The organism is Micromonospora rhizosphaerae, assembly GCF_900091465.1.
GTDB classification, from domain to species: Bacteria; Actinomycetota; Actinomycetes; order Mycobacteriales; family Micromonosporaceae; genus Micromonospora; species Micromonospora rhizosphaerae.
The window spans coordinates 6,228,034-6,244,893 of the sequence record NZ_FMHV01000002.1 but is presented as its reverse complement, the minus strand read 5'-3'; the positions used below and the strand labels follow the sequence as shown (position 1 = coordinate 6,244,893).

The window sequence follows — 16,860 nt, the reverse complement described above, 5'->3', positions numbered from 1 at the left end:
TCAGTAGAGCAGGTAGGGCTTGCGGCGCTGCTCGAACGCCGTCAGCTCGTCGGCCCAGGCGCCGACCACGTCGTCCACATCGGCTCCCGCGTCGATCATCGTGCGCAGCCGGGGCGAGCCGGTCAGCTTGTCCACCCAGTACGGCCGAACGGTGTCCCACGAGTCCATGCGCCACGCGAACGCCGGGTACCTGCGCGCCTCCACCAGCATCGCCACCGCGGTGCGGATGGGGTCGTAGGCGGCCCGGTCGACGACCTTCACCTCGACGCCGGCGCAGAGCTTGTTCAGCAGCGCCGGCTTCTGGCCGGCCGACGTCGGTGCGAAGTACGCCTCGCGGAACTCGACACCCGGCAGGCTCCGGGCGTTGAGCCGGTCCCCCCAGTGGTAGTCGAAATCGCCGGCGAGCCCGCCGATCAGCTCGAACGGCCGGCAGGTGCCCCGCCCTTCGGTGATCGAGGCGACGCCCTCGAAGAGGCAGGTGCCGGGGTAGACCAGCGCCGTGTCGGGGGTGGGCATGTTGGGGCTGGGCATCACCCAGGGCAGGTCGGTGTCGGCGGCGAGCAGCTCGCGCTTCCAGTTCCGGCACCGCACCACGTTCAGCTCGACCGACCGTCCGGCGTCGGCGGGCAGGAACTCCGCGTTGAAGAGCCGGGCCAACTCGCCGACGGTCATGCCGTGCTGCTGGACGATCTCCTTCAGCCCCACGCCGGAGGTGTAGGCGGGCGTCATCATCGGCCCGTGCGCCCGCCCGCCGACCGGGTTGGGCCGGTCGAGCACGACGTACCGTTTGCCGACCCGGGCCGCGGCGACCATCGAGGTGTACATCGTCCAGATGTAGGTGTAGAAGCGGGCGCCGACGTCCTGGATGTCGAAGACGACGGTGTCCACGTCGGCCTGAGTGAACATGCTCTCCCACTTGGCCTGCGAGGCGCCGTACGCGTCGTAGACCGTGATGCCGGTCCGGGCGTCCGTCCCGGTGCCCTCGCTGCCGCCGGCCTGGGCGGAACCGCGGAATCCGTGCTCGGGGCCGAACGCCGCGACGACCTGCACGCTGCCGGAGCCGTGCATCAGGTCGACGAGGTGCCGGTACGCCGAGTCGACGCCGGTGGGGTTGGAGATGACCCCGACCCGCTGGCCGGCGAGGTCCGCGAAGCCCGACCCGACGAGCACGTCGAGGCCGGTCTCCACGCGACGGACGCCGGGCACCGCGTTGGCGGGGGAGCCAGGGGTCGCCGCCGCGACCGCGCCCGCGGTCACCGCACCCGCACCAGCCAGGAACTTTCGACGCTCCACGCTCGACCTCCCGTCAGTTTCATTGAAACTTAGCTACGCATGGATGCCGGGTCAAGGAAGGTTAGCTACGAAGAGCGGGCGGGCCGGGTCGCTGCGTCCGGCGGGCGGGTGCCGACTGATCAGGCTGCGGGTAGCACCTTCTCGATGGCGGCGCGCAGCTCGGGGGAGTCCGGGGTCACCGTCGGGGCGAACCGGGCCGCGACCGTGCCGTCCGGGGTGACCAGGAACTTCTCGAAGTTCCACCGGATGTCGCCGGTGTGCCCCTCGGCGTCGGGGTGGGCACCAGTTCGGCGTAGAGCGGGTGCCGCGCCGGCCCGTTGACGTCGATTTTCTCCGTCAGCGGGAATGTCACGCCGTAGTTGACCTGGCAGAACTCGCCGATCTCGTCGGCCGTGCCCGGCTCCTGGCCGGCGAACTGGTTGCAGGGCACGCCGAGCACCACCAGGCCGCGGTCGGCGTACTCCTCGTGCAGGGCCTGAAGGCCGGCGTACTGCGGGGTCAGGCCGCAGCGGGAGGCCACGTTGACCACCAGCAGCGCGCGTCCGCGGTACCGCCCGAGGCCGGCCGGGCCGCCGGCGAGTGCGTCGATCTGAACGTCGAAAACGGTCATGCCGCGAGGCTACGCGCTCGTCGGCGACGTCCCGACGGGGGCCGAAGAGATCGATACATGTACATCTTGACGAACTGATGACGGCGTGAGAACGTCTCACCACAGAATCTGGAAAGTTTCCTAACTGTTTGGGGAGGCGCCACATGAAGAGATCCCTCCGCCGGGCCCTCTGGGCCGGTGCCGTGGTCGCGCTGGCGGTGGCGGCGGTGCCGATGGCCACGGCGTCCGCCGCCGGCAGCGTGACCGCCACGTTCACCAAGGTGCAGGACTGGGGGACCGGCCACGAGACGAAGGTGACCGTCACCAACGGCACCAGCGCCAGCGTGGACACCTGGCGCATCGAGTTCGACCTGCCCTCGGGCACCACCATCAGCACCTTCTGGGACGCCGACGTCACCAGCAGCGGCAACCACTACGTCGCGGTCAAGAAGAGCTGGGCCGGCCCGCTCGCCCCGGGCGCCAGCTTCAGCTGGGGCTACAACGGCACCGGGCCGTACGCCGCTCCGCTGAACTGCACCGTCAACGGCGGGTCCTGCTCCGGCGACGGCACCCCGCCACCCACCACCACCCCGCCGACCACCGTGTCGCCCACGACGACCCCGCCCCCCACGACCCCACCGCCGACCACCCCGCCGCCCAGCGGCGACCAGAAGGTCGTCGGCTACTTCGCCGAGTGGGGCGTCTACGCCCGCAACTACCACGTCAAGAACATCCACACCAGCGGGTCCGCGGCCAAGCTCACCCACATCCTGTACGCCTTCGGCAACACCGCCGGCGGGCGCTGCGCGATCGGCGACAGCTACGCCGACTACGACAAGGCGTACACCGCGGCGGACAGTGTGGACGGCGTCGCCGACACCTGGGACCAGCCGCTGCGCGGCAGCTTCAACCAGCTGCGCAAGCTCAAGAAGATGTACCCGCAGCTGAAGGTGCTCTGGTCCTTCGGCGGCTGGACCTGGTCGGCCGGCTTCACCCAGGCCGCGCAGAACCCGGCCGCCTTCGCCGACAGCTGCTACAACCTGGTGGAGGACCCGCGCTGGGCGGACGTCTTCGACGGCATCGACATCGACTGGGAGTACCCGAACGCCTGCGGCCTCCAGTGCGACAGCAGCGGCCCGAACGCGTTCAAGAACGTGATCAGCGCCCTGCGGGCGAGGTTCGGGTCCGGCGCGCTGGTCACCGCGGCGATCACCGCCGACGGCACCAACGGCGGCAAGATCGACGCCGCCGACTACGCCGGCGCGGCGCCGTACCTGAACTGGTTCATGCCGATGACGTACGACTACTTCGGCGCCTGGGCGGCCCAGGGCCCGACCGCGCCGCACTCGCCGCTGACCTCGTACGCCGGCATCCCCCAGCAGGGCTTCTACGCGGACGCGGCGATCCAGAAGCTCAAGGCCAAGGGCATCCCGGCGAACAAGCTGCTGCTCGGCATCGGCTTCTACGGCCGAGGCTGGACCGGGGTCACCCAGACCGCCCCGGGCGGTACCGCGACCGGCCCGGCGCCGGGCACCTACGAGCAGGGCGTCGAGGACTACAAGGTGTTGAAGAACAGCTGCCCGGCGACCGGCACCGTGGCCGGCACGGCGTACGCGAAGTGCGGCAGCAACTGGTGGAGCTACGACACCCCGTCAACCATCGGCGGCAAGATGACGTACGCCAGGAACCAGGGCCTCGGTGGCGCCTTCTTCTGGGAGCTCTCCGGTGACACGAGCAACGGCGAGCTGATCGGCGCCATCAGGGGCGGTCTCGGCTGAGCCGACGGCCGACGCACCCCACACGGCGGGGAGGGACCACGCACCGGTCCCTCCCCGCCCTTAATCGGAAGGGAAGTTGACAAAAGTCCCGGGCATGGCGGGCGCGGCATGAAGGAAGCGATGTGACAGACTCGCCGCTCGGCATGTCTCGATGTCCGCGCCGATGGGAGGGACCGATGGGCCTGACGCACCCGAGGGTGGCGAGCGCCGTCGCCGCGCTCGCGCTCCTGCCGCTCACCCTGGTCGGCTGCGGCATCGTGGGAAACGACGACCCCGCCACCCCGGCCAGCGAGGGGCAGCGGGTGCCGGCCGAGGAGGCCGCCGCCAAGTCCCGCGAGCGGGTGCAGGCGTACCTCGACGCGATGGCCGCGAAGGACGTCGACGCCGGCCGCAGCCAGCTCTGCGCCCCGATGCAGGACGCCTTCGACGCCGCCGCCACCGGCCCGAACGGCGACTTCGCTGATCACTTCACGATCCCGCAGGCGGCCATCACTGGCGTGCGGTCCGGGCCCCGGGGGCAAGAGGTCAGCACCTCGGTCACGGTGGCCGTCGGCGCTCGCAAGGCCACCCGCCCGCTGCTCTTCACCGTCACCCGCAGCGGCGCCGACTGGTGCATTTCGGGCGAGACCCCGGGCGGCAACACCCCGGAGCCGGCGGTCACCCCCTGAGCCGGTCCCGGCCCTGACCTGCGGCCACCCCGCAGTGTGGCGCTGATCTCCAACTGCCGGAACCGTCCCCCTCGGCGGGGGTCTGCCCCGGCTGTCGCCGTAGGCTTTCCCTCATGCGCCATGAGTGGCATCAGTTGAGTCACCCCGCGGTGGGCAGCCCGGCCCTCCAGACCAGTCGTCCGACCGTCGACTCCGCCGAGGACGCGGCCCTCGGCCTGGACCGCTGGCGGGAGCTTCCCCGCGCGCAGACCCCGTCCTGGCCGGACCAGGCCAAGGTCGCCGAGGTCTGCAAGGTGCTCGACACCGTGCCGTCGGTCGTCGCGCCCTACGAGGTCGACCAGCTCCGGCAGCGGCTCGCGCTGGCCTGCGAGGGCAAGGCGTTCCTGCTCCAGGGCGGCGACTGCGCGGAGACCTTCGCGGACAACACCGAGAGCCACCTGCTGGCCAACGCCCGCACGCTGCTCCAGATGGCGATCGTGCTGACGTACGGCGCGTCGCTGCCGGTGGTCAAGGTGGCCCGGGTCGCCGGCCAGTACACCAAGCCGCGGTCGCTGCCGACCGACGCACGCGGCCTGCCGGCCTACCGCGGTGACATGATCAACTCGCTGGAGGCCACGCCGGAGGCGCGGGTCGCCGACCCGCAGCGCATGATCCGGGCGTACGCCAACTCGGCCGCCGCGATGAACATGCTCCGGGCGTACCTGGCCGGCGGGCTGGCCGACCTGCACGCGGTGCACGACTGGAACAAGGGCTTCGTCAAGAACTCCCCGGCCGGCGAGCGCTACGAGGCGATCGCCCGGGAGATCGACCGGGCCCTGGCCTTCATCCGCGCCTGCGGGCTGACCGACGACGAGGCGCTGCGCACCGTCACCCTCTACTGCTCCCACGAGGCCCTCGCCCTGGAGTACGACCGGGCGCTCACCCGGGTCTCGGACAACCGGGCGTACGGGCTCTCCGGGCACTTCCTCTGGATCGGCGAGCGGACCCGGCAGATCGACGGGGCGCACATCGACTTCATCTCCCGGATCGCCAACCCGATCGGGGTCAAGCTCGGCCCGACCACCACCCCGGACGAGGCGATCGAACTCTGCGAGAAGCTCAACCCGGACAACATCCCCGGCCGGCTCACCCTGATCAGCCGGATGGGCAACCACAAGGTCCGGGACGCCCTGCCGCCGATCGTCGCCAAGGTCACCGCCGCCGGCGCCAAGGTGGTCTGGCAGTGTGACCCGATGCATGGCAACACCCACGAGTCCTCGAACGGCTACAAGACCCGGCACTTCGACCGGATCGTCGACGAGGTGCTCGGCTACTTCGAGGTGCACCGCAGCCTGGAGACCCACCCGGGCGGCCTGCACGTCGAGCTGACCGGCGAGGACGTCACCGAGTGTCTCGGCGGCGCCCAGGGCATCGAGGACCTCGACCTGCCCGACCGGTACGAGACCGCCTGCGACCCGCGACTGAACACCCAGCAGTCGCTGGAGCTGGCCTTCCTGGTGGCGGAGATGCTGCGTGGCTGACGCGAGGAGTGAGCTTGCGAGCCCCGCAGTCGGCAGCCGAAAGGATGACTGTGGCTGACAACATGATCGATCTGCGTTCCGACACGGTGACCCGGCCGACCGCCGGGATGCGGGAGGCGATGGCCACCGCCGAGGTCGGCGACGACGTCTACGGCGAGGACCCGACCGTCGCCGCGCTGGAGGCCGAGGTCGCCGCGCTCTTCGGGCACGAGGCGGCGCTCTTCGCCCCGAGCGGCTCGATGGCCAACCAGATCGCCCTCCAGCTCGTGGTCCCGCCGGGCGAGGAGCTGCTCTGCGACGCCGACGCGCACGTGGTCACGTACGAGATCGGCGCGGCGGCCGCGTACGGCGGGATCTCGTCGCGGACCTGGCCGGCGGTCGGTGCGGAGATCGACCCGGACCTGGTCGCCGGCATGGTCCGGCCCGACGGCTACTTCGCGGTGCCGACCCGGGCGATCGCCGTCGAGCAGACCCACAACCGGGGCGGCGGCGGGGTGATCCCGCTGGCCACCCTGCGCGAGCTGCGCCGGGTCGCCGACGACAACGGGCTGGCGCTGCACTGCGACGGCGCCCGGATCTGGCACGCGCACGTCGCCGACGGCGTCCCGCTGGCGGAGTACGGCGGCCTTTTCGACACGATGTCCGTCTGCCTCTCCAAGGGCCTCGGCGCGCCGGTCGGCTCGCTGTTGGTCGGCAGCGCCGAGAAGATCGAACGGGCCCGCTGGATCCGCAAGCGGATGGGTGGTGGCATGCGTCAGGTCGGCATCCTCGCCGCCGCCGGCCGGTACGCGCTGGCGCACCACGTCGAGCGGCTCGCGGCGGACCACGCCAAGGCGGCCCGGCTGGCCGAGGCGGTCGCCCCGTTCGGGGTGCTCGCCGCCCCGGCCCGGACGAACATCGTCCCGCTGGACCTCACCAAGCACCCGCTGGACGCCAAGGCGCTGGCCGCCGCCGCCCGCGCCGAGGGCGTGCTGATCTCCGTGCTCGGCCCGCGCACCGCCCGCCTGGTCACCCACCTGGACGTCGACGACGCCGCCATCGACCGCGCGGCCGAGGCGCTCACCCGCCTCCTCCGCGCCTGACCCACCCGGCCTGGGCCGCCGGCGCGCGGCGCGAGCCGGCGCGGGTCAGCGGCGGAGGCGCTTGAGGGTGGCGATGTCGGCGGCGTGGCCGACGTGCTTCTCCGTGGGGGTCTCCACCACCACGGGAATGCCGGCGGTGGCCGGGTGGGCCATCAGCTCGGCGAACGCCGGCTCCCCGATGGTGCCCTTGCCGATGTTCTCGTGCCGGTCCCGGGTCGAGCCGCACAGGTCCTTCGAGTCGTTGGCGTGCACCAGCTTCAACCGGTCCGGCCCCACCGTCGCCACCAGCGTGTCCAGCGTCGCGGTCATGCCGCCCTCGGCGGCCAGGTCGTGCCCGGCGGCCCAGGCGTGGCAGGTGTCGAAGCAGACCCCCAGCCAGGGGTGCCGGTCCACCGCGTCCAGGTAGGGGCCGAGCTGCTCCACCCGGGAGGCCAGCGACCGGCCGCCGCCGGCGCTCGGCTCGACCAGCAGCATCGGCCCGCCGCCCGCCGCCGCCTCGTCCAGCAGCGGCAGCAGCGCCTCCCGGACCTGCCGCATCGCGGCCTCGGCGTGCCCGGCGTCCACCGCGCTGCCCGCGTGGAACACCACCCCCTGGGCGCCGATCGCGGCCCCCCGGTGCAGCGCGTGCGCCAGGGTCAGCGCCGACCGCTCGACCGTGGCCGGGGTGGGGGAGCCCAGGTTCACCAGCAGGGACGCGTGGATGAAGACCGGCACCTCCCGCTCGGCGCAGCCGTCGCGGAAGAGCGCGTCCTGAGCCGGGTCGCCCGCCGGCAGCGCCCAGCCCCGCGAGTTGGAGACGTAGATCTGCACCACCTCGGAGCCGGCCGCCTCGACGTAGGGCAGGGCGGCCTTCGCCAGACCCCCCGAGGTGGGGGTGTGCGAGCCGATCAGCCGGTGGGCGTTCACAGGCATCCGATGGTGACCGTGGTGCCGGGCGGCACCGGGGAGTTCTCGGGCGGATTCTGGAACCGGACGATGGCGTTCGGATCCCCCTGCACCGACACCGGGAAGCCCTGGCTCTGCAGCTGCTGCTGGGCCTGTGGGCAGGGCAGGTCGACGACCCGGGGCACGACCAGCTGCGGCGGCCCCTTGCTGATCTGCAGCTTGACCTGGGCGCCCTTCTCGACGCCGGTGCCGTCGGCCGGGCTCTGACCGAGCACCTCGTCCTTCGGCTTGTCCGAGTCCTTGTACGTCTCCACCGGGGTCAGCCCGAGCTGCGCCAGCATGGCCCGCGCCTCGTTGATGTTCTTGCCGACCAGGTTCGGCACCGAGATCGGCGCCCGGCCCTTGCTCAGCACGACGGTCACCTTGTCGCCCGGCTTGACCGCCGCGCCGGCCTTCGGGTTGGTGGCCACCACCACCCCCGACGGCAGGTTGTCGTCGTAGCGGGCGGGGCCCTTGACCACCACCAGCTTGGCGTCGGTCAGCTCGGCCTGGGCCAGCTCGAAGTCCTTGCCCACCACGTCGGGCACCGGCAGCCGCTCCGGACCGAGCGACAGCGTGAGCGTGATCGTGCCGCCCTTGACGATCCGGCTTGCGGAGGCCGGGTTCTGCCCGAGGACGCTGTCCTTGGGGACCTTCTCGTCGTACCGGGGTGAGGCGTAGGCCAGGGTGAAGCCGCCGCGGGCGGCCTGCGCCTCCGCCTGGGCCTTGGTCAGGCTCACCAGCTGCGGGGCCACCGTGTAACGCCCCACCCCGAACCACCAGCCGCCGACCGCGGCCACCAGGCCGAGCACCACGACCGCCGCGGCGACCGCCAGGCGGCCCCGGGGGGAGCCCATGACCCGGGTACGCAGCCCGGCCAGCCGGGCTCCGAGATCGCCGCCCTCCGGCGCGGCCCGGCGGCGGTGCGGGCGCTGCCCGCCACCCTCGGGCAGCCGGGCCCAGGAGGGGCGCTCGGCGGGCCGGACCGCCGCCACCACCATGGTCGGCTGGGCCAACGATGCATCGCCGACCTGCCGCAGCATGGTGGTGTGCGAGTTCGAGTTGCCCAGGTCGTCCCGGACCACCTGCACCTCGGCCAGCAGCGCGCCGGCGTCGGTGGGACGGGCGCCGGGATCGCGGCGGGTGGCCCGCCCGACCAGGTCGTCGAGCGCCCTGGGCAACCCGGGCACCAGGGTCGAGGGGGCCGGCACGTCCCGGTCGACGTGCTGCCAGGCGATGTCCACCGGCCGGTCGCCGTCGTACGGCACCCGCCCGGTGAGCATCTCGAACAGCACGATGCCGGCCGAGTAGACGTCGGTGCGCGGGTCGGCGTGCCCCTCGGTGACCAGCTCCGGGGCGACGTACGCCACGGTGGCCATGAGCTGGTTGCCGTTCTCCTCCTCGGCGGCCTCGACCGCCCGGGCGAGCCCGAAGTCGGCCACCTTGACCACGCTGTCCACCAGGTTGGCCGCGCCGCCGCTGGGCGCCTCGGCGACCAGCACGTTCTCCGGCTTGACGTCGCGGTGCACCAGGCCGGCCCGGTGCGCGGCGGCGATCGCGGCGAGCATCTGCTCGGCGATGGCCAGGGCCTCGTCCGGGTTGAGCCGGCGCCGCTCGGCGAGGACGTCGCGCAGGGTGCGGCCGCGGACGTACTCCATCACCAGGTAGGGCAAGCCCTCGTGGGTGCCCTGGTCGTAGACCGCGACCACGTTGGGGTGGGTCAGCCGGGCGATGGTCTTCGCCTCGTCGGTGAACCGCCGTACGAACCCGGCCGCACGGGCCTGGGCCTCGGGTGCCTGGGTCGGGTGAATGATCTTGACCGCCACGGTGCGCTCGAGGCGCTCGTCCGTGGCCGTGTACACGGTCGCCATGCCGCCGCGGGCCACGCGACCGCGAATGCGGTAGCGCCCGTCGATCAGCGAGCCCAGCAACGTGTCGGCGACCTGTGTGTCCATCGGCAGGCAGTCTATGTGTCCAGGGGGTGAAGGTTGAACAGGATGCTACAGCCGGGGGCCGACGGCATCCTTCCCGCCGCGCTCGCGCAGCTCACCGGCCACGCCGTGGGCCCGGGGGCGGAGGCCGTCCGGCCCCGCTGGCGGGGTTCACCGATGTTGAGCGTGCCGGTGGAGGTGACGGTGGCCCTGGGGCCGAGCCGGGCGCCGCTCGCCGGCCCCGGACCTCGGGCTCGGCCTGAATGTCCTGGTGTGCGATATGACTGAGCGGCATAGCTATGACTCTCAGTCATATCACTCAATCGACCCTCGTCTCCGGCGCCGGCCTCGCCCCGTCCCGGTGACCTCGCCGCTGCCCGAGCCCTCCACCCCGGCCCTGATGACCTCGCCGCTGCCGGAAGCGGGGCAAGGGCTTCCGGTCCGCGTGTTCAGCACCGGCGGGGGCAGGCCGGGTAGCAGCGTGACGGGGTGCCGGTGCCGCGCCCGCACGAGCACGTGGCAGGGTGATCGGGTGACCGATTCCGTACCCGCCGACCAGCCCGCCGCCGGCGCGGACCTGCCCGGACCGGCCGATCCGGCCGGCTGGCTGACCCTGCCGGACGTCGCCGAGCGTCTCGACCTGCCGATCAGCAAGGTCCACCAGATGATCCGGGACCGCGAACTGATCGCGGTGCGCCGCGACGGCGTCCGCCGGGTCCCCGCCGACCTGGTGGCCAACCGCACCGTGCTCAAGCACCTGCCCGGCGTGCTCAACCTGCTCGCCGACGCCGGCTACGACGACGAGGCCGCCCTGCGCTGGCTGTACGAGGAGGACGAGACCCTCCCCGGCACCCCGGCCGCCGCCCTCGGCGGCGACCAGGCCCGCGAGGTCAAGCGCCGCGCCCAGGCCCTCGGCTTCTGACCCACCCAGCGCGACCCAGGCCCGCCCCACCCCGCCGGGCCAGCCCGGCCCGACCCACCCCGCCCCGACGCACCGGTGATCATGAAGTTGTTGTCACGACACGCCGGTGTCGCTGGTCATAACTTCATGATCACCGAGGCAAGGCGGGGCCGGCCGGGGCCGGGTCGGGGCCGGCGGGTGGGTGGGGTCAGTCGGTGCGGCGGGTGGCGGCGATGGCCAGGTCGACCAGGGCCTGGCGGGCCTCGGTGTCCAGGTCGACCGTGGTGAGCGCGGCCAAGGCGCTGTCGGTCAGCGCGGTGATCCGCTGCTCCGTCCGGGACAGCGCCCCGCTGGCGATGATCAGCTCGCGCAGTCGGTCCACCCGGGCCCCGCCCAGCTCGGGGTCGCCGAGCCCACCGAGCAGCAGCTCCCGACCGGCGTCGTCGACCGCCTCGAGAGCCGCCGCGACCAGGTAGGTCCGCTTGCCCTCGCGCAGGTCGTCGCCGGCCGGCTTGCCGGTCTGCGCCGGGTCCCCGAACACCCCCAGGACGTCGTCGCGGAGCTGGAACGCCTCGCCCAGCGGCAACCCGTACGCCGAGTACGCCGCCCGTACCTCCGGCGGGGCGTCGGCCAGCGCGGCGCCGAGCAGCAGCGGCCGCTCGACGGTGTACTTCGCCGACTTGTAGCGGGCGACCTTGCCGGCCCGCTCCAGCGAGGTATCGCCGGTGGCCTGGGTCAGCACGTCGAGGTACTGCCCGACGGTCACCTCGGTGCGCATCTCGTCGAAGACCGGCCGGGCCCGGGCCACCGTCCGCGGATCGAGGCCGGCGGAGTGCAGCAGCTCGTCCGACCAGACCAGGCACAGGTCGCCGAGGAGAATGGCCGCCGCGTCGCCGAACCCGTCCGGGTCGCCGGCCCAACCGGCGGAGCGGTGCCGCGCGGCGAACCGGCGGTGCACCGCCGGCTCACCGCGCCGGGTGTCCGAGCGGTCCATCAGGTCGTCGTGGATCAGCGCGCTCGCCTGCACGAACTCCAGTGCGGCGAGGGTGGTGACCACCTGGTCGGAGTCGACGCCGCCGGCGCCCCGGTAACCCCAGTACGCGAAGGCCGGTCGCAGCCGCTTCCCACCCCCCAGCACGAACGCCTCGATCGCCTCGGCGACCGGCACCAGCGCTTCGTCAAGACCGGTCATCCAGCCGCGCTGGCCGGCGAGGAAGTCGGTGAGGGCCTTGTCGATCCGCTGGCGCAGGCCGGCGCGGTCGACGGGGGAAACGGGAGCGGCGTGGGTCACGCCAAGACGCTAGCCGGTCGGCGCCGGTCCCGTCGCATCGCCGGGTCGGCGTGCCGCGCCGGGCGTCGACCCCGGTCGCCTGACCCGGCCCGGTCGCGGTGCCGGGCCGGACCTCAGCGGCAGGTAGGGACGGGCCGCCGCGAGCAGCGCCGCGTACCGCCGTACCGCCGGCTCGTCGCGGTGCGCGGCCAGCCGGCGGCGTACCTCGGTGAGCGGGCCGATCGCCCGGGGCGAGCCCGACCGGACGGCGTCGAGCAGGGCGTTGCCGGCCACCGCGCAGGCCTGCTCCACCTCGCCGAGCTGGAGGTAGCCCCGGGCCAGCCAGCCGCCGTAGATCGCCGCGCTGCGCGGGCGGCCCCGCCGGTCGACGACCGGGTGCAGCAGCGGTGCGGCGGGTGCGGGTCGGCCCAGGGCGACGAGGGTGCGTCCGGTCATCGCCGCCAGCTCGGCCTCGTCCAGCCAGTAGAGCCAGGGCGGTTCCCGGCCCGGCTCCGGCCCGGTCACCCGGCCGGCCGCGGCCAGGGCCTGGCGGGCGGCCCGTTGTCGCCCGCCCAACGCGGCGGCCAGCGCCACCCGGTGCAGCAGCAACGCCCGCAGGCCGGGGGAGGCGGCGCCGCGGCAGCCGGCGTACCCGGTGCGGGCGAGCGTGCGCGCCCCCTCCGCGTCCCCCGCACCGGCGAGCAGGTGACTGGCCGACCCGAGGACGTGCCCGCCGAACGCCCGATCGCCGGCGGCCCCGGCCGCCCGCAGCGCCAGCCGGTAGGCGTCCAGGCCGCCGGACAGGTCCCCGGCGTCTGCGGCGAGCCAGCCGGCGAGCTGGGCCGACTCGGCCAGTACCGGCAGCAGTCGGCGGCGCGCCACCGGGCCGGCCCCGGTGAGCGCCCGGGCCGCCCGGCGCAACCGGTGGGCCGCGTGACCGGCCAGGTCGGCACCGCCCATCAGGTCGTCCCACCGGCGCAGCTCGGCCAGCCCGGCCCCGCCGAACCCCGCGCCTTGCCCGGCGGTGCCGGCGCGCTCGGGCGGCGGGCCGGAGGGTACGCCGAGCAGCGAGCCGGACGGATCGACCAGCCAGCGGTGGGCCAGCGTCAGCAGGGCCGCCCGGGACCGGGATCCGGCCCGGTCGACGGCGGCCGGTGCGGCGTCGCGCCGGCGGCTGTGTGCCGCGGCCTCCGCGAGCAGCTCACCCGGCACGCCGAGGACGACAGCGAGCCAGCCCAGCCAGAAGTCGCCGGGCAGCCGCAACTGCCGTTCCCAGCGGGAGATCTCGTGCCGGGTGAGGGTGGGCACGCCGGAGGCGGCGCAGAGCTCGCCGGCCATCCGCTGCTGGCTCCACCCGCGGGCCAGTCGCAGCTCGGCCAGGAGCGGCCCGAGCAGTCGCGGGCCGGGTGGCGGAAACGGGGTCATCGGTCCTCCGGAGGTCATCGGCTCGGGCGGCGGCGCGCACGTCCGGCCGGTCCGGACCGGCGCGTCGCCGATCGTGCTGGGCCCCCGCGCGGGCCCCCGGGGACCGGCCACCGGCCGGCCCCACCGCGCTGCCCTCGTTCTACCCCCGGGGTACGACGCTCCGCCGCGCCCGCCGCCCGCCGGATGGGAAGCCCTGGGTGCGACGAGCGCTGCCCGTTAGAGTCGGTCCGTGGCGCTCGGTCTTCCCTCGGTCCTCCCCAATCCCCAGCCGGCCATCGGGGAGCTGATCCGCGAGTGCCAGCCGACCTTCTCCTTCGAGTTCTTCCCGCCGAAGACCCCGCACGGGGAGCGGCTGCTCTGGCAGGCGATCCGCGAGCTGGAGTCGCTGCGTCCCTCGTTCGTCTCGATCACGTACGGCGCCGGCGGGTCGACCCGGGACACCACGGTCGCGGTGACCGAGCGGATCGCCACCGAGACCACCCTGCTGCCGATGGCGCACCTGACCGCGGTCAACCACTCCGTCGCCGAGTTGCGGCACGTCATCGGCCGGCTGGCCGGTGTCGGGGTGCGCAACGTGCTCGCCGTGCGCGGCGACCCGCCCGGCAACCCCGGCGGCGAGTGGGTGCCCCACCCGGAGGGCGTGCGCTACGCCGAGGACCTGGTCCGGCTGGTCCGTGACGCCGGCGACTTCAGCGTCGGGGTGGCGGCCTTCCCGTACAAGCACCCGCGCTCGCCCGACGTGGCCAGCGACACCGAGCACTTCGTCCGCAAGTGCCGGGCCGGGGCCGACTTCGCCATCACCCAGATGTTCTTCGACGCCGACGACTACCTGCGGCTGCGGGACCGGGTCGCGGCGGCCGGCTGCGACACCCCGATCCTGGCCGGGGTGATGCCGGTGACCCAGATCGGCACCATCGAGCGGTCCGTCCAGCTCTCCGGGGCGCCGTTCCCGCCCGCGCTGGCCGAGCGGTTCGAGAGGATCGCCGACGACCCGGAGGCGGTCCGCCGACTCGGCATCGAACAGGCCAGCGAGATGTGCGCGAAGCTGCTGGACGAGGGGGTGCCGGGGATCCACTTCATCACCCTCAACCGGTCCACCGCCACCCGTGAGGTCTGGCAGCACCTCCGGGCCGACGCGCGGGTGTGAATCCACGTCCCGCGACACCCGCACCGGGTTTCGACGGATGATCCCGGGGTGGGGACACACCTGAACTGGGACCAGTACGCGACCGCGTGGGCGCGACTGCACGGCGGGTTCGACCCGCGGGCGGCCGCTCCGGTGGTCCGTGCCTGGCTCCGGTTCGCCTACCACGTCGGGTACGTGCTGGGCCGGCTCCGGGTCGGCCCGACCCCGGTGACCGTGGCCGGAGTGCTGCTCTGCGTCTGCGTGCCGCTGTTCGTCGTACGGCCGGTGGACGGGCCGATGCTCGGTGCGCTGTTCGTGCTGCTCGCGGCGGTGGCGGACAGCGTCGATGGCGCGGTTGCGGTGGCGACCGGCCGGACCACCCGGCTCGGGTACGTCTACGACTCGGTCGCCGACCGGCTGGGCGAGGCCGCCTGGCTGACCGCGTTCTGGCTGCTCGGCGCGCCCGGCGCGCTGGTCGCCGCCGCCGGCGGCCTCTCCTGGCTGCACGAGTACGTCCGGGCCCGGGCGGTCTCCGCGGGCATGCGGGAGATCGGCGCGGTGACCGTGGGGGAGCGCCCCACCCGGGTCTGCGTGGCCCTGGTCGGGCTGCTGGTCTCCGGGCTGACCGGGCTGATCGACCCGGACCTGACCTCCGGCACGATCACCATGACCACCACGGTCTGGGTGCTACTGGCCGGCTACGGCCTGGGGCAGCTCTTCGCCGCCGTCCGCCGCGCCCTGATCGAGGCCGGCTGACCGGCCCGCCCGATGAGCGACACGGCTTGCGGCGGCTCGCGGCATCCCCGCGGCCGGACACCGCCACATGCCGCAAGCGGAGTCGATCAAGAGTGGCGGTCACCAGGCGGGGCCGATCTCGTCGGCGACGATCTGCGCCGACAGGGTGACCATCGGCAGGCCGCCGCCCGGGTGACTGGAGCCGCCGACCAGCCAGAGCCCGTGCGCCGGGCCCCGGTTGGCCGGCCGGAGCAGCCCGCCGGCGGTGCCGTAGATGGCCCCGCCCGGCGCGCCGGTCGCCGCGTCCAGATCGGCCGGGGTACGGATCTCCCGGAACACCAGCCGGTCCCGCACGTCCACGCCCCGCTCGGCGAGCACGTCGAGGATCCGGTCGGCGTACGCCTCGGCGAGCCCCGGCCGGCGCCAGTCCACCGCCCCCATGCCGGTGCCATGGCGGGCGGCGTTGACCAGCACGAACCACGCCTCGTGCCCGTCCGGGCGGACCATCGGGTCGTCGGCGACGGTGACGAGGACGGTCGGGTCGAGCGCCGGGCGGGCCCGGATCCCGCGCCCCGGGTCGCCGAAGACCGCGTCGAACTCGGCGTCGTAGTCGCGGGGGAAGAAGACGGTGTGGTGGGCCAGCCCCGAGTCGCCGCGTACGCCGAGCAGCAGCACGAAGCCGGCCAGGCTGCGGTCGGTCAGCCCGGCCAGTCGGCGCGGGGTGGGCAGCAGGTCCCGGTAGACGGTGAGGGCGTCCACGTTGGCCACCACCACGTCGGCGGGGACGGGCGCGGCGACGCCGGCGAGGCGTACCCCCTGCACCCGGCCGCCCGCGGCGTCGATCCGGGTGACCGTGGCGCCGGTCTGCACGACCACGCCGAGGTCGAGACAGCGCGAGAGCAGCGCGTCGGCGAGGGTGCCCAGCCCGCCGCGCAGGTACCAGCCGCCGAAGGTCAGTTCGGCGTGGGGGATGGCGACCAGCGCCGCCGGGGCCCGGCGCGGGTCGGCGCCGGTGTAGGTGGCGTACCGGTCGAGCAGCATCCGCAGCCGCGGGTCGGCCAGGTGCCGGCGGCCCAGCCCGCGCAGGGTGCGGCCCGGGCCGATGGCGGCGAGGTCGCCCAGCCGCCAGGCCAGTGCGGCCAGGTCACGCGGGGAGTCGATGGTCCGGCGCAGGACGTCGCGGTGGGACACCGCCCAGACCCGGGCGGCCCGGCGCCAGAGCCGCTCCCAGTCGGTGGCGGCCCGGTCGCCGAGGGCCGCGCCGATCCGGGCGGCGAACTCCGCCGGGTCGGCGCAGGAGTCCAGGGTCGGGCCGCCGCCGGGGAAGACGTGCCGGACGATCGGGTCCAGCGGGGCCAGGTCGAGGTACTCGTCGAGCTTGGCCCCGGTCGCCTCGAACAGGTCGTGGAAGACCTCGGGCAGGGTGAGCAGGCTCGGGCCGGTGTCGAAGTGGAAGGCCCCCGCCGGGGTGTCGTGCGTGTACCGGCCGAGCTTGCCGCCGACGGTGTCGGCCCGTTCGAAGACGGTGACCTCGTGCCCGGTGACGGCCAGCCGGGCGGCGGTGGCCAGCCCGCCCACGCCGGCGCCGATGACCACGATCCGCGCCATGCCGCGTCCT

The 16,860-nt window shown here is 74.0% G+C and carries 13 protein-coding genes and 1 pseudogene; 7 read left to right on the top strand and 7 right to left on the bottom strand.

Translation table 11 applies throughout. The features are described from left to right. Together GA0070624_RS29380 and GA0070624_RS29375 are read right to left on the bottom strand one after the other, a co-directional pair. On the bottom strand, positions 1-1,293 hold the full coding sequence (locus tag GA0070624_RS29380) for an exo-beta-N-acetylmuramidase NamZ family protein (RefSeq protein ID WP_091346263.1): 1,293 nt from the start codon (positions 1,291-1,293) through the stop codon (positions 1-3). Positions 1,294-1,412: 119 nt separating this feature from the next. Continuing rightward, positions 1,413-1,903: pseudogene (locus tag GA0070624_RS29375) on the bottom strand (glutathione peroxidase). A 143-nt stretch (positions 1,904-2,046) separates the two neighbouring features. Here GA0070624_RS29375 and GA0070624_RS29370 point away from each other — a divergent pair. The 4 genes from GA0070624_RS29370 to GA0070624_RS29355 all read left to right on the top strand — a co-directional run bounded on the left by GA0070624_RS29370 (position 2,047) and on the right by GA0070624_RS29355 (position 6,930). Then, positions 2,047-3,660, top strand: coding sequence for a glycosyl hydrolase family 18 protein (locus GA0070624_RS29370; protein WP_091346261.1), 1,614 nt, complete (start codon positions 2,047-2,049; stop codon positions 3,658-3,660). Positions 3,661-3,836: 176 nt separating this feature from the next. After that, positions 3,837-4,328 carry a hypothetical protein gene (locus tag GA0070624_RS29365; RefSeq protein ID WP_091346259.1) on the top strand — a complete coding sequence of 164 codons (492 nt, stop codon included), beginning with the start codon at positions 3,837-3,839 and terminating at the stop codon, positions 4,326-4,328. Positions 4,329-4,441: 113 nt separating this feature from the next. After that, positions 4,442-5,848 (top strand): class II 3-deoxy-7-phosphoheptulonate synthase, encoded by a 1,407-nt coding sequence (locus GA0070624_RS29360; protein WP_091346257.1) that lies wholly within the window; start codon positions 4,442-4,444, stop codon positions 5,846-5,848. A gap of 62 nt (positions 5,849-5,910) precedes the next feature. Further along, positions 5,911-6,930 carry a threonine aldolase family protein gene (locus GA0070624_RS29355; protein ID WP_091350056.1) on the top strand — a complete coding sequence of 340 codons (1,020 nt, stop codon included), beginning with the start codon at positions 5,911-5,913 and terminating at the stop codon, positions 6,928-6,930. Between the two features lie 45 nt (positions 6,931-6,975). Here the strand turns inward: GA0070624_RS29355 and GA0070624_RS29350 are convergent, their stop codons facing one another. Both GA0070624_RS29350 and pknB read right to left on the bottom strand, forming a co-directional pair. Beyond that, entirely contained in the window at positions 6,976-7,842 is an 867-nt protein-coding gene (locus GA0070624_RS29350) for a deoxyribonuclease IV (protein ID WP_091346255.1), read from the bottom strand. Then, entirely contained in the window at positions 7,833-9,809 is a 1,977-nt protein-coding gene (gene pknB / locus GA0070624_RS29345; RefSeq protein ID WP_091346252.1) for a Stk1 family PASTA domain-containing Ser/Thr kinase, read from the bottom strand. Before pknB ends, GA0070624_RS29350 begins: the two co-directional genes overlap by 10 nt. Positions 9,810-10,317: 508 nt before the next feature. On the opposite strand from pknB, the gene GA0070624_RS29340 reads away from it, so the two are divergent. Then, the gene (locus tag GA0070624_RS29340) at positions 10,318-10,707 is read left to right on the top strand and encodes an Rv2175c family DNA-binding protein (protein WP_091346250.1); all 390 of its coding nucleotides are present in this window, start codon (positions 10,318-10,320) and stop codon (positions 10,705-10,707) included. Positions 10,708-10,894: 187 nt separating this feature from the next. On the opposite strand, the gene GA0070624_RS29335 is transcribed toward GA0070624_RS29340, so the two are convergent. Together GA0070624_RS29335 and GA0070624_RS29330 are read right to left on the bottom strand one after the other, a co-directional pair. Continuing rightward, on the bottom strand, positions 10,895-11,977 hold the full coding sequence (locus GA0070624_RS29335; protein ID WP_091346248.1) for a polyprenyl synthetase family protein: 1,083 nt from the start codon (positions 11,975-11,977) through the stop codon (positions 10,895-10,897). A gap of 9 nt (positions 11,978-11,986) precedes the next feature. Then, on the bottom strand, positions 11,987-13,381 hold the full coding sequence (locus GA0070624_RS29330; RefSeq protein WP_245719054.1) for an NsdA family TPR-like regulatory protein: 1,395 nt from the start codon (positions 13,379-13,381) through the stop codon (positions 11,987-11,989). 229 nt (positions 13,382-13,610) lie between these two features. Between GA0070624_RS29330 and metF the strand changes: the two genes are divergently transcribed. Then, complete coding sequence (gene metF / locus GA0070624_RS29325) at positions 13,611-14,528, top strand: methylenetetrahydrofolate reductase [NAD(P)H] (RefSeq protein WP_091346245.1); 918 nt, start codon at positions 13,611-13,613, stop codon at positions 14,526-14,528. Between the two features lie 48 nt (positions 14,529-14,576). Beyond that, positions 14,577-15,263, top strand: a complete 687-nt coding sequence (locus GA0070624_RS29320; RefSeq protein WP_091346243.1) for a CDP-alcohol phosphatidyltransferase family protein — start codon at positions 14,577-14,579, stop codon at positions 15,261-15,263. 99 nt (positions 15,264-15,362) lie between these two features. Here the strand turns inward: GA0070624_RS29320 and GA0070624_RS29315 are convergent, their stop codons facing one another. Beyond that, positions 15,363-16,850 carry a phytoene desaturase family protein gene (locus tag GA0070624_RS29315; RefSeq protein ID WP_091346241.1) on the bottom strand — a complete coding sequence of 496 codons (1,488 nt, stop codon included), beginning with the start codon at positions 16,848-16,850 and terminating at the stop codon, positions 15,363-15,365. Positions 16,851-16,860: the final 10 nt, after the last annotated feature.

Bases quoted from the DNA above. Each gene is read 5' to 3' on its own strand.
- GA0070624_RS29370 (WP_091346261.1), top strand. From the start codon at position 2,047: ATGAAGAGATCCCTCCGCCGGGCCCTCTGGGCCGGTGCCGTGGTCGCG.
- GA0070624_RS29365 (WP_091346259.1), top strand. From the start codon at position 3,837: ATGGGCCTGACGCACCCGAGGGTGGCGAGCGCCGTCGCCGCGCTCGCG.
- GA0070624_RS29360 (WP_091346257.1), top strand. From the start codon at position 4,442: ATGCGCCATGAGTGGCATCAGTTGAGTCACCCCGCGGTGGGCAGCCCG.
- GA0070624_RS29355 (WP_091350056.1), top strand. From the start codon at position 5,911: ATGATCGATCTGCGTTCCGACACGGTGACCCGGCCGACCGCCGGGATG.
- GA0070624_RS29350 (WP_091346255.1), bottom strand. From the start codon at position 7,842: ATGCCTGTGAACGCCCACCGGCTGATCGGCTCGCACACCCCCACCTCG.
- pknB (WP_091346252.1), bottom strand. From the start codon at position 9,809: ATGGACACACAGGTCGCCGACACGTTGCTGGGCTCGCTGATCGACGGG.
- GA0070624_RS29330 (WP_245719054.1), bottom strand. From the start codon at position 13,381: ATGACCCCGTTTCCGCCACCCGGCCCGCGACTGCTCGGGCCGCTCCTG.
- GA0070624_RS29315 (WP_091346241.1), bottom strand. From the start codon at position 16,850: ATGGCGCGGATCGTGGTCATCGGCGCCGGCGTGGGCGGGCTGGCCACC.